At 62.2% G+C, this 12,670-nt stretch carries 9 protein-coding genes; 4 read left to right on the forward strand and 5 right to left on the reverse strand.

From position 1 onward, the window contains the following. Positions 1-303 precede the first annotated feature (303 nt). Both DOCECA_RS05365 and DOCECA_RS05370 read right to left on the reverse strand, forming a co-directional pair. The gene (locus tag DOCECA_RS05365; protein WP_420764740.1) at positions 304-879 is read right to left on the reverse strand and encodes an ANTAR domain-containing response regulator; all 576 of its coding nucleotides are present in this window, start codon (positions 877-879) and stop codon (positions 304-306) included. A gap of 14 nt (positions 880-893) precedes the next feature. Further along, positions 894-2,105 (reverse strand): CmpA/NrtA family ABC transporter substrate-binding protein, encoded by a 1,212-nt coding sequence (locus DOCECA_RS05370; protein ID WP_420764739.1) that lies wholly within the window; start codon positions 2,103-2,105, stop codon positions 894-896. Positions 2,106-2,339: 234 nt separating this feature from the next. Between DOCECA_RS05370 and DOCECA_RS05375 the strand changes: the two genes are divergently transcribed. Next, positions 2,340-3,359 (forward strand): quinone-dependent dihydroorotate dehydrogenase, encoded by a 1,020-nt coding sequence (locus DOCECA_RS05375; RefSeq protein WP_420764738.1) that lies wholly within the window; start codon positions 2,340-2,342, stop codon positions 3,357-3,359. A gap of 205 nt (positions 3,360-3,564) precedes the next feature. On the opposite strand, the gene rmf is transcribed toward DOCECA_RS05375, so the two are convergent. After that, complete coding sequence (gene rmf, locus DOCECA_RS05380; protein WP_003223300.1) at positions 3,565-3,780, reverse strand: ribosome modulation factor; 216 nt, start codon at positions 3,778-3,780, stop codon at positions 3,565-3,567. 532 nt (positions 3,781-4,312) lie between these two features. Between rmf and rlmKL the strand changes: the two genes are divergently transcribed. Further along, the gene (gene rlmKL, locus DOCECA_RS05385; protein WP_420764737.1) at positions 4,313-6,583 is read left to right on the forward strand and encodes a bifunctional 23S rRNA (guanine(2069)-N(7))-methyltransferase RlmK/23S rRNA (guanine(2445)-N(2))-methyltransferase RlmL; all 2,271 of its coding nucleotides are present in this window, start codon (positions 4,313-4,315) and stop codon (positions 6,581-6,583) included. 141 nt (positions 6,584-6,724) lie between these two features. Then, positions 6,725-9,109, forward strand: coding sequence for a sensor domain-containing diguanylate cyclase (locus DOCECA_RS05390; protein ID WP_445571562.1), 2,385 nt, complete (start codon positions 6,725-6,727; stop codon positions 9,107-9,109). 130 nt (positions 9,110-9,239) lie between these two features. Here DOCECA_RS05390 and dacB read toward each other — a convergent pair whose 3' ends face one another. Then, on the reverse strand, positions 9,240-10,706 hold the full coding sequence (gene dacB, locus DOCECA_RS05395) for a D-alanyl-D-alanine carboxypeptidase/D-alanyl-D-alanine endopeptidase (RefSeq protein WP_445571563.1): 1,467 nt from the start codon (positions 10,704-10,706) through the stop codon (positions 9,240-9,242). A 233-nt stretch (positions 10,707-10,939) separates the two neighbouring features. Here dacB and DOCECA_RS05400 point away from each other — a divergent pair, with 233 nt between their 5' ends. Continuing rightward, the gene (locus tag DOCECA_RS05400; RefSeq protein WP_249875505.1) at positions 10,940-11,284 is read left to right on the forward strand and encodes a YggL family protein; all 345 of its coding nucleotides are present in this window, start codon (positions 10,940-10,942) and stop codon (positions 11,282-11,284) included. A gap of 158 nt (positions 11,285-11,442) precedes the next feature. On the opposite strand, the gene DOCECA_RS05405 is transcribed toward DOCECA_RS05400, so the two are convergent. Continuing rightward, a complete protein-coding gene (locus tag DOCECA_RS05405) occupies positions 11,443-12,633 on the reverse strand; it encodes a benzoate/H(+) symporter BenE family transporter (RefSeq protein WP_434563216.1) in 1,191 nt (396 codons plus the stop codon). Positions 12,634-12,670: the final 37 nt, after the last annotated feature.

A 12,670-nucleotide genomic window follows, 5' to 3' on the forward strand; every position in this document is an offset into this window, starting at 1 on the left:
GTGGGGCAACCGCCGTTGGTTACCTGTGGGGTTGCTTAAGCGAGATCTGTGCCAACCCGAGGGAGGGGGATGGCTATCGCGAGCAGGCTCGCTCCCACAGTGGGTCGGGGGCGTTCGCAAAGTGCTGCGTTCACCCTGAGATCAATGTGGGAGCGAGCTTGCTCGCGATGACGGTGGGTCAGTCGATTGAGATGTTGAAAGCGGGATTGCAATCGCGAGCAAGCTCGCTCCTACAGTGGAGCTGCGGTCTATTGTGGGAGCGAGCCTGCTCGCGAATGGGGCAGGCCAGGCACTACAAGGCTTTCAGCCAAGCAATTCATTCATCGCAATGATCTGCTCCGCCACCTGGATCAGCTTCTGCTGGCGGCTCATGGCCTGGCGGCGCATCAGCGTGTAGGCCTGTTCCTCGTTGCACTCTTTCATCTTCATCAGCATGCCCTTGGCCAGTTCGATGCGCTTGCGTTCAGCCAGTTGCTGGTCGCGGGCCAGCAATTGGGCGCGCAGGGCCTGGTCGCTTTCGAAGCGCGCCATGGCGACATCAAGGATCGGTTGCAGGCGCGCGGCGTGGATGCCTTCGACGATGTAGGCACTCACACCCGACTTGATGGCCTGGCGCATCACATCCGGATCGTGCTCGTCGGTAAACATGACGATCGGTCGCGGCTGGTCGCGACTGACAAGCACTACTTGCTCCATCACATCGCGTCCGGGTGACTCGGTATCGATCAGGATCACGTCCGGACGCACCGTTTCGACGCGCGCTGGCAGGTCGATGGTCAGGCCGGATTCGTCGATCACTTCGAAGCCGGCCTCAATCAAGGCCGCTCTAAGGCGGCCGACTTTTTTCGCGGTGTCGTTGATCAGCAGGATACGCAGCATAATCGTGGCTCCTGTCAGCGGCTGGCGAGAAGGGGAGCCGCATCGCTCAAGGCGTGCAGTTTGAAGCTGCGGGCGTACCCGGCCGGGTCCGTGCCGTCCCAGGTGGTGCCGTCGATCAGTTGGCTGCTGCGCATGTCCTGGCCTGGGGGCGTCATGCCCAGTGTCGCAGCAGCTTCACGGTACAGCTCGAGTTGCTGGACCTGGCGCGCGACGGCCAGGTAGTCCGGGTCTTCGCGCAGCAGGCCCCAGCGGCGGAACTGTGTCATGAACCACATGCCGTCGGACAAGTATGGCAGGTTCACCTCGCCGCCTCCGTGGAAGCGCATGGCATGGGGATCCTGCCAGCTGTTGCCCAGGCCGTCGGCGTAGATGCCCAGCAGGCGCGGCTCGATGCAATCCAGCGGCGCATCGAGGTATTCGGGCGCGCTGAGCAATTGCGCGGTACTGCGACGGTTCTCGACGCTTTGCTCGATGAAACGGCTGGCTTCAAGGATCGCCATGACCAATGCCCGGGCGGTATTGGGGTATTGCTCGACGAAAGCGCGGGTGCAGCCGAGGACTTTCTCCGGGTGATCGGGCCAGATCGTCTGGGTGGTCGCCAGGGTAAAACCAAGGTTCTGCTTCACCGCGCTGGCGCACCAGGGTTCGCCCACGCAAAAACCGTCGATACGACCAGCTTGCAAGTGCGCGACCATTTGCGGCGGTGGCACCACGACGCTGTCGACGTCCGATAAAGGATGAATGCCCTGGGCCGCGAGCCAGTAGTAGAGCCACATGGCGTGGGTGCCGGTGGGGAACGTCTGGGCGAACGTCAGTTTCGGGCGAGTTTGGTGCACGTGCTGTTCCAGTGCCTCAGGACTGGTCACGCCTTGGGCCTGGAGGCCGTGGGACAGGTTGATGCTCTGGCCGTTCTGGTTCAGCCCCATCAGCACGGCCATGTCGGTGGGCGCGACGCCGCCGATGCCCAGGTGCACGGCATAGATCAGGCCGTACAGGCTGTGGGCTGCGTCGATTTCGCCACTGACCAGCTTGTCCCGCAGGTTAGCCCAGGACGCCTGGCGCTTGAGGTTCAAGGTCAGGCCGTAGGGTTGGGCGAAGCCTTGGGTGGCGGCCACCACCACCGGGGCGCAGTCGCTCAGGGCCATGAAGCCAAGATTGATCGCGCTTTTTTCCGGGGCATCGCTGCCATTGACCCAGGCCAGGGGCGTGGCTGGAACTTCATTCATCGATATCACCTTCCACATCAAAAAGCGCCGTGTCCGGGCCAAGGAAGGCCGGACGCCGACGCCGTTGTCCTTTGAAACAGTGCGGCACTCATTCCGTCGTTGGCATGGGGCGCTGATGACCAAAAAGGTGCAAGGCATATGCCAGCGCTGCGGTTTTGTGCGAGCGCCTCGCTTGCGACGCCGTTGCGCGGCTATAATCGCGGCCTCATTTCGTCGCCCGAGTCAAAGCCGCCCATGTACACCCTGGCCCGTGAACTGCTGTTCAAACTCTCCCCGGAAACCTCCCACGACCTGTCCCTGGACCTGATCGGCGCGGGCGGGCGCTTGGGCCTCAACGGTCTGCTGTGCAAGGCTGCGGCGAAACTGCCGGTGACGGTCATGGGCCTGGAATTTCCCAACCCGGTCGGGTTGGCGGCGGGCCTGGACAAGAATGGCGCCGCCATCGACGGCTTTGCGCAACTGGGTTTCGGCTTCGTCGAGATCGGCACCGTGACGCCGCGGCCACAGCCGGGCAACCCGAAGCCACGATTGTTCCGTCTGCCTCAGGCCGAGGCGATCATCAATCGCATGGGCTTCAACAACCTGGGCGTCGATCACCTGCTGGCCCGTGTCGCGGCGGCCAAGTACAAGGGCGTGCTGGGCATCAACATCGGCAAGAATTTCGACACCCCGGTGGAGCGCGCCGTCGACGACTATCTGATCTGCCTGGACAAGGTCTATGCCCATGCCAGCTATGTCACCGTAAATGTCAGCTCCCCGAACACTCCGGGGCTGCGTAGCCTGCAATTTGGTGACTCCCTCAAGCAATTGCTCGCCGACCTGGCCCGGCGCCGCGCGGAGCTGGCGGTTATCCATGGCCGGCATGTTCCGTTGGCCATCAAGATCGCCCCGGACATGAGCGACGAGGAAACCGTCCAAGTGGCCCAGGCCCTGATCGAGACCGGCATGGACGCGGTGATTGCCACCAATACCACCCTGGGACGCGAAGGCGTCGAAGGGCTGGAACACGGTGACGAGGCGGGCGGTTTGTCTGGTGCGCCGGTGCGTGACAAGAGCACCCATACCGTGAAAATCCTGGCGGGTGAACTGGCGGGACGCTTGCCGATCATTGCGGCGGGCGGGATCACCGAAGGCCGGCATGCCGCCGAGAAAATCACCGCTGGGGCAAGCCTGGTGCAGGTTTATTCGGGTTTCATCTACAAGGGGCCGGCGCTGATTCGAGAGTCGGTGGATGCGATTGCGGCGTTGGGGTGATTCCTTAGGTTGGTGAGGTCCATTTGTGGCGAGGGGATAAAGCCCCTCGCCACACAGTGTTTTCAGCTCAAATCCGCGAATCCCGGGCATTAAAAAGGGCTCCAGAAGGAGCCCCTTGGGCCGTGGCCCGCCGTCCGGATGGGACGTGCGTGGTTAAATCGGTTTGGATGTCAAGTTGTCGAGTTCTTGAGTAATAAGCCCTGTGTCAGCCGACGGCGTGAAGTTCGTTGAGTCTATGGATACCCGCAGTGCCGGTCATACCGTCCCAGTTGTCGCCGCGTCCTTCCCGCCAGCCATTGATCCAGGCTTGACGTACCGACGGTAGAGTAAAGGGGCAAAGCTCACGGGATTTACCACCAACGCCATATTGGTAACCGCGTAAAAATGCTCTTTCCAACGGATCACGCTTAAGTCTTCTCATAGGGTGTTGCCCTCACTTGTTGACTGTTGCTTAGCGTCGACCTCTATTGAGGCCGGGGCAGAATCATTCTGCCGTTGGCGGCTCGTTGCCGGCGTGACGAGCCGAGGTGTTGACGCCGTTGCGACGTCAACCTGTGGTGAGTTCTAACCAAAGCGTCACACGGATGGAATGATCGTTTTGTCATAAGCACGTAACATTAAAGATGCTAGGGCGATAAGTAACATGATGTTCAACACCCGCTTTTGAGCAAGACCCCTGTATGATCAGCCCTGCGCCGAAAGGCGGTCGCCATGGTCGGATGAGAATGTCCCCCTGTTGCACTCGGGTACTATTCGACGAAAGGGGTGACTTTTCACAATTTGTTGCACAGAATTTTTTTATCTGTACACGCATCTAAGCTCTTTGAACCTGAGCGGCGAGTACGGAACGGCACACGCTCGTGCCACGCGGGTGCTCTTGAGAAAAGCACCTGATTGAACCCGGCCCGGCAATGCGTTGCCCGGCCCACTTAGCCAAAGGCTCTGGAAATCCCATGTCCGACCGTTTCGAACTCTTCCTCACCTGTCCCAAGGGCCTCGAAGGCCTGCTTCTTGAGGAAGCCGTCGGGCTTGGCCTTGAAGAGGCGCGCGAGCACACCTCGGCCGTTCGCGGCAGCGCTGACATGGAGACAGCCTATCGGCTCTGCCTATGGTCGCGCCTGGCGAACCGCGTGTTGCTGGTGCTCAAGCGCTTCCCGATGAAGGACGCTGAAGACCTTTACCACGGCGTACTGGATGTCGATTGGCAAGACCACATGCTGCCCGATGGCACCCTGGCGGTGGAATTCAGCGGTCACGGCTCGGGCATCGACAACACCCATTTCGGCGCCTTGAAGGTCAAGGACGCGATCGTCGACAAATTGCGCACCCCTTCGGGCGACCGTCCTTCCATCGATAAGCTCAACCCGGACCTGCGCATCCACCTGCGCCTGGACCGTGGCGAAGCGATCCTTTCCCTGGATCTCTCGGGCCACAGCCTGCACCAGCGCGGCTATCGCTTGCAGCAAGGCGCCGCACCATTGAAGGAAAACCTCGCCGCCGCGATCCTGATCCGCGCCGGCTGGCCGCGCATTGCCGCTGAAGGCGGGGCGCTGGCCGACCCGATGTGCGGCGTCGGCACGTTCCTGGTGGAAGCCGGCATGATCGCCGCCGACATGGCGCCCAACTTGCGTCGTCAGCAATGGGGCTTTACCGCCTGGCTCGGCCATGTGCCGGCGCTGTGGCGCAAGCTCCATGAGGAGGCCACCGAGCGCGCCGCCGCCGGACTGGCCAAGCCGCCGTTGTGGATTCGTGGCTACGAGGCCGACCCACGGCTGATCCAGCCGGGCCGCAACAACGTCGAACGCGCGGGCCTGAGCGAGTGGATCAAGATCTACCAGGGCGAAGTCGCCACTTTCGAACCACGCCCGGACCAGAACCAGAAGGGCCTGGTGATCTGCAACCCACCGTATGGCGAGCGTCTGGGTGACGAAGCCAGCCTGCTGTATCTCTACCAGAACCTCGGCGAACGCCTGCGCCAGGCCTGCCTCAACTGGGAAGCGGCGGTGTTCACCGGCGCGCCGGACCTGGGCAAGCGCATGGGCATTCGCAGCCACAAGCAATATTCGTTCTGGAACGGCGCCTTGCCCTGCAAGCTGCTGTTGATCAAGGTGCTGCCGGATCAGTTCGTCACGGGCGAGCGTCGCACCCCGGAACAACGCCAGGCCGAGCGTGAACAATCCGCCTACGACCAGGCCCCGGATGTCCCCCAGGAGCGCCAGTACAACAAGAACGGCAACCCCATCAAGCCAGCCCCGGCACCCGCCCCGGTGATCGAGCAGGCGCGCCTGAGCGAAGGCGGGCAGATGTTTGCCAACCGGCTGCAGAAAAACCTGAAGTTGCTGAGCAAGTGGGCCAAGCGTGAGGGCGTGGAGTGCTATCGCGTCTACGATGCCGACATGCCCGAATACTCGATGGCCATCGACCTGTACCACGATTGGGTGCACGTCCAGGAATACGTCGCGCCCAAATCCATCGATCCGGAAAAGGCCTCGGCCCGGTTGTTCGATGCGCTGGCGGCGATTCCCCAGGCCTTGAATGTCGACAAGAGCCGCGTGGTCATCAAGCGCCGCGAGCGCCAGAGCGGCACCAAACAGTACGAGCGCCAGAGTGCCCAAGGCAAATTCACCGAGGTCAGCGAAGGCGGCGTGAAGCTGCTGGTCAACCTCACGGATTACCTGGACACGGGGTTGTTCCTCGACCACCGGCCGATGCGCCTGCGGATCCAGAAGGAGGCAGCCGGCAAGCGTTTCCTGAACCTGTTCTGCTACACCGCGACCGCCAGCGTCCACGCCGCCAAGGGCGGTGCGCGCAGCACCACCAGCGTCGACTTGTCGAAAACCTACCTGGACTGGGCGCGACGCAACCTGTCCCTCAATGGCTTTTCGGACAAGAACCGCCTGGAGCAGGGCGACGTCATGGCCTGGCTTGAAGCCAGTCGCGACGAGTACGACTTGATCTTCATCGACCCGCCGACCTTCTCCAACTCCAAGCGCATGGAAGGCGTGTTCGACGTGCAGCGCGACCACGTGCAACTGCTCGACCTGGCCATGGCGCGCCTGGCGCCGGGCGGCGTGCTGTATTTTTCCAACAACTTCCGCAAGTTCCAGCTCGAAGAAAACCTGGCCGAGCGTTACGCGGTGGAGGAAATCACCGCCAAGACCATCGACCCGGACTTCGCCCGCAACGGCAAAATCCACCGCGCCTGGAAAATCATGGCGCGCTGATCTCGAGGCATTGGATCCAGGGGAGCCTTGAAATTCAAGGCTCCCGGGCATCATTGGGGCTGGCTAAAGTGATGGCAGATAGCTATAACTAGGCTGTGGCCGGGGCTGTACATATGCCTGGTCCCTTTCTGAGTTATGTGTATGGCATTACATCAGGTGCGTCCCAGAATCCTGGGCTTTATCAGTGAAGATGTTTCGGCATGGCTAGTGGCGTCCCTGGTCCTGATGGCGGGCTTGCTGCTGACCGGTTTGCTGGCCTGGGGCACGCTGAACCTGTTCAACCAGCAATTGCGTCAGCGCTTCGAACTGCAAGCCGAAGAGCGCTATAGCCGCCTCCAGGAACGTTTCCAGGACCAGGAGCAACGCCTCGACAGCCTGAGACGTTTCTTCGCCAACTCCTCCGGGGTTTCCAACAGCGAGTTCCATGGCTACACCGAAGCCCTGCTGCGGCGCACCCGGGCCTTTGCCTGGGCGCCCCGGGTCTTTCGGGACGATCGGCAGCCGTTTGAACAACAGGCGCGGGCCGAGGTGTCTGGCACCTATACCATTCGCGAACAGGATGAAGCCGGTATGTTGCACCCGGCCATCGAACGGGACGAATACGTACCGGTGCTGTACGTCCAGAGCCAACCGTCCTATGGCTCGCCGCTGGGCCTGGATCTTCTTTCGCAGCCGTTACGCCGTGTGACGCTGGAGCGGGCCCGCCAGCGTAACGCCCTGGTGGTTTCCCAACCGGTTAACCTGATAGGGGTCGACCCGGCCTTTTCCCGCGGGGTCGTGCTCGCAGCCCCCGTGAGTCGGCATCTGGCCGGTGAGCCGTTCGGATACGTGGTGGCCGCCGTCAGCATGCGCCAGCTGGTCGCCGATGACCTGCCTGCGCCGGGCCGCGACAATCTGTCGATGCGTGTGATCGACCTGTCCGATGGCGATCATGGGGAGGTGCTGTACGAGACGTCGGACCAGCCGGGCAAAAGCGATTTGGCAGCGACCCGATTACTGCGCCTCGCGGACCGGGACTTCCGGGTCGAATTGCGTCCCAGCCGCCTGTTCCTGTCGAGCAACCATTCCAGCGTGACAAGCCTGACAGTGCTGGGCGCATTGCTCAGCCTGTTACTGAGCGCGTTGTTTTATACGCTGGTCAGCCAACGGCAGCGGGCCCTGGCACTGGTGGAGCAGCGCACCCGGGAATTGCGGGCCCGGGAGTCGGAACTGCGCGGCACCCACGGCCAACTGCGGGGCGTGCTCGATGCCGCGACCCAGGTTGCGATCATCGCCACCGACCTGCGCGGTGTCATCACTACGTTCAATGCCGGCGCCGAACAGATGCTCGGCTACCGCAGCTGTGACGTCCTGCAAAGCATGACCCTGGAGAGCCTCCACGTTCCCCGCGAGTTGCAACACCGGGCCGCACAACTGGCGGCCCGCTTTGGAAAACCGATCCCGACATGTCACGCGATGCTGCTTGAGGGCGGCGAACAAAGTGGACAACAGGCTCGTGAGTGGACCCTGGTGCGCCGCGACGGCAGTCACCTGACGGTCAACATGTTGGCTACGCCGGTGCTCGATGAGCAGGGATTATGGGTCGGGCACCTGGCGATCTGCATCGACGTCACCGAGCGCAAGCGCGTCCACGAAGCGCTGGCGGCGAGGGATCTGCTGTTGAAGAAACTCAGCGCCCATGTGCCTGGCGGCATCTATCAATTCAAGATGGATTTCAACGGCGGGTTCAGTGTGATCTACGCCAGCGATGGCATCCGCGACATTTATGAGTTGGAGCCTGATGTGCTGGTGCGGCACGCTGATGCGATTTTCTCGCGTATCCATCCATCCGACAGCGCACGGGTACGCGCGTCGATTCGCACCTCGGCCGATACCTTGAGCCCCTGGCGGGAGGAGTACCGGGTGCAACTGCCGCATCGCGGGCTGCGTTGGGTGCGTGGCGAGGCGACTCCCGAACAGTTGCCCGGCGGCGGCGTGTTATGGCACGGCTACATTTCCGACATCTCGGACCTCAAGCGCGTCGAGGAAGAGCTGCGGGCGCTGTCGGTCACCGACGCCTTGACCGGGATTCGCAACCGGCGCTATTTCCAGGAACGCCTGACGACGGAAATGACCCGGGTCGAACGTGGCTCCGGGGAGCTGACGGTGGTCATGCTCGATATCGATCATTTCAAGCGTATCAACGACCAGCACGGCCATGCGGTGGGGGACCGGGTGTTGCAGGCGGTCTGCCAGCGGATCACCCAGCGACTGCGCCGCACCGATGTGTTTTGCCGGCTGGGCGGGGAGGAGTTCGTGGTGCTATGCCCGGATACCGACAGCGAAAGCGCCTCCACGCTGGCGTTGGGGTTGTGGGATGGTCTTCGCAGCGCGCCGATTGACGACGTGGGCATCATCACCGCCAGTTTTGGCGTGGCCGGTTGGCGCGCCGGCGAAGGCGCCGATGCGTTGCTGCTGCGGGCTGACGCTGGGGTTTACGCGGCCAAGCAGGCAGGACGGGATCGGGTCGAGGTGCAGTTGGCATAATGGCTTCACGCTAACCGCTGCGGGAGTGAGCTTGCTCGCGATAGCGGTGTCTCAACCAGCATCGATGTGTGCTGGTCGACCGAATCGCGAGCAGGCTCGCTCCCACATTGGGTTGGTGTTGGGGCCTGGCTCAGAGCAGCGACGCTGCCTGTGGCAGTTTCGGCTGGCGATACAGGTCCAGCAGCACCTGGTCCAGCACGGAGGAAGCGCCCCATGGCTTCGGATCGTTGAGGATGGCCACCACCGCCCAGGTATTGCCATTGATGTCACGGCTGTAGCCGGCAATGGCGCGGACGGTGTTCAGCGTGCCGGTCTTGATGTGGGCTTCGCCCGCCATGGCAGTGGTCTTCAAGCGTTTGCGCATGGTGCCGTCGGTGCCGGCGATGGGCATCGAGCTGACGAATTCCGCCGCGTACGGGCTGCGCCATGCCGCTTGCAGCATCGCCGCCATTTCCCGGGCGCTGACCCGTTCCGCGCGGGACAGGCCCGAGCCGTTTTCCATCACCAGGTGCGGCGCCGTGATGCCTTTCTTGGCCAGCCATTGGCGTACCACTCGTTGCGCCGCCTTGGCGTCGTCACCGTCGGCCTCGTTGCGAAACTCCGCGCCCAGGCTCAGGAACAGTTGTTGGGCCATGGTGTTGTTACTGTATTTGTTGATGTCGCGGATGATCTCCGCCAGGTCCGGGGAGAATGCCCGGGCCAACAGTTTGGCGCTCTTCGGGGTCGCGGCCAGGCGGTCGTTGCCCTGGATGCTGCCGCCCAGTTCTTTCCAGATCGCCCGCACGGCGCCAGCGGTGTAGGTAGCATGATCGAGCAGCGACAGGTAAGTCTGGGAACTGCAACCCTCGCCGAGCTGGCCGCTGACGGTCACCGTCATGCTGCCGTCCGCCTGGGCCACCGGGTTGTAGCGCACGCCGCCGGTGCATTGCTTGGAGTTGGCGGCCTTGACCACGTTTTCGATGCGGATGTTGGCAATGGGAGGCTCCACCGACACCAGCACCCGGCCCCCGTCATTGCGGGCCACGAAGCGCAGGGCCTTCAGGTTGACCAGCAGCGAGTCGGGCTTGACCAGGAAGGGCTTGTTCACATCGTTGCCGTCGTCGTTGAACTCGGGCAATTGCGGCTGGATGAAAAAGCTGCGGTCGAGCACCAGGTCGCCGGTGACTTGTTGCACGCCGTTGGCCCGCAAATCGCGCATCAACAGCCAGAGCTTCTCCATGTTCAGCTTGGGGTCGCCGCCGCCCTTGAGGTACAGGTTACCGTTGAGGATCCCGCCGCTGAGGGTCCCGTCGGTGTAGAACTCGGTTTTCCACTGGTGGTTCGGCCCGAGCATTTCCAGGGCCGCGTAGGTCGTCACCAGCTTCATGGTGGACGCCGGGTTCACCGAGACGTCGGCGTTGTAAAGCGTCGGGGTGCCGGGGCCGTTGAGCGGCACCATCACCAGGGAGAGGGCGTTGTCTTGCAGCTTGCTGTTCTTGAGGGCCTTTTGCACATTGGGCGACAGGGCGGTGTTGATGGTGGCGGCGCTGGTGGAGACCGGAAGGGCCAGGGGAAAAAGAAGGCTGGCCAGAAGCAGTGGACGCAAAGATTTGATCATGTGAAGTAAAACCCTGCAGGCGAGGGGAGAAAAGACGAGGACATGAAAATGAACGTCCTCAACGGTCATGAAAGTTCGGCATTATGCCCCAAGGCGCAACGGCTTGTGCCGTGCCCAAGCCCGCCGAAGCGGTATTTTTTTACCGACGGTAGGCACAGATGCCCGATGAGTCGGGCAATCGACGCACCAAACTGGTAAAGTGCCGGCCGTTATTACTTATGAGGATTGTTTCAATGGCGACTAACCGTTCCCAGCGTCTGCGCAAAAAGCTGTGCGTGGATGAATTTCAAGAGCTGGGTTTCGAACTGAACCTGGATTTCAAAGAAGATCTGGCCGATGAGGCTATTGACGCTTTCCTCGACGCTTTCCTGAAAGAAGCCATGGAAGCCAACGGCCTGGGTTATGTCGGCGGTGACGACTACGGCCTGGTTTGCCTGCAGAAGCGTGGCTCGGTTACCGAAGAGCAGCGCGCTGCCGTCGAAGCCTGGCTCAAGGCCCGTCCTGAGCTGACCAGCGTTGAAGTCAGCCCGTTGCTGGACGTGTGGTATCCGGAAAAGCCGATCAATTCGAAGGCTTGATGTTAAAAAAACCGGCGACCTTCACAGGTGCCGGTTTTTTTGTGCCTGTCTGTTAAGTAATTGTCGTCCTTCAGGCCGCTTTCGCGAGCAGGCTCGCTCCCACAAGGTTATGTGAGCGACACAAGTCCCCTGGGGGAGCGAGCCTGCTCGCGATGCTTTTAAGCGTTGCGCCAGTTAAGGATAAGCAACGTCAACACCCCCGCCACAATCCCCCAGAACGCCGAGCCGATGGAAAACAGCGTCAGCCCCGACGCCGTGACCATGAAGGTGATCAGCGCCGCTTCCCGTTCCTTCGCTTCGCTCATGGCGATGCTCAGGCCGTTGATGATCGACCCGAACAGGGCCAGCGCCGCGATGGACAGCACCAGTTCCTTGGGCAGCGCCGCGAATAACGCCGCCAGTGTCGCGCCGAAAACCCCGGCAATTCCGTAGAAAACTCCACACCACACGGCCGCCGTGTAGCGCTTGTTGCGATCTTCGTGGGCGTGCGGCCCGGTGCAGATCGCTGCGCTGATCGCAGCGAGGTTGATGCCATGGGAGCCAAACGGCGCCAACAGCAGCGAGGCGATGCCGGTGCTGGTGATCAACGGCGAGGCCGGTACGTTGTAGCCATCGGCGCGCAGCACCGCGATGCCGGGCATGTTCTGCGAGGTCATTGCCACCACGAACAGCGGGATGCCGATGCTGATGGTGGCGGCCAGGGAAAAGTGCGGCGTGGTCCAGACCGGCGTCGCGACTTCCAAGGCAAAACCGCTGAAATCCAGGAGCCCCAGCACGCCCGACAGCGCCGTGCCCACCAGCAGTGCCGCCAGCACCGCATAACGTGGCGACAGGCGCTTGACGATCAGGTAGGTGAAAAACATCCCCAGCACCAGACCGGTGCGGTGCTGGGCCGCGACGAAAATCTCGCTGCCGATCTTGAACAAAATGCCTGCCAGCAACGCCGCCGCCAGGGAGGCAGGAATACGCTTGACCAGGCGCTCGAAGCTGCCGGTCAGGCCGCAGATCGTGACCAGTACCGCGCAGGTGATGTACGCGCCGATGGCCTCGCCATAACTCACGCCGCCGAGGCTGGTAATCAGCAGCGCCGCGCCGGGTGTCGACCAGGCGATGGTGATGGGCGTGCGGTAGCGCAGCGACAAACCGATGGAGCACACCGCCATGCCGATGGAGATGGCCCAGATCCACGAGGAAATCTGCCCGGTGGTCAGGCCAGCCGCTTGTCCGGCCTGGAACATCAGCACCAGGGAACTGGTGTAACCGGTCATCATGGCGATGAAACCGGCAACGATGGCCGAGGGCGATGTATCGGCCAATGGACGAAGTGGCGCGGTCGTGACTTCGGTCATGGTGGGCGGCGGTCCTTGTTGTAGATTGACTGGGCGG

The organism is Pseudomonas sp. E102 (assembly GCF_052660185.1).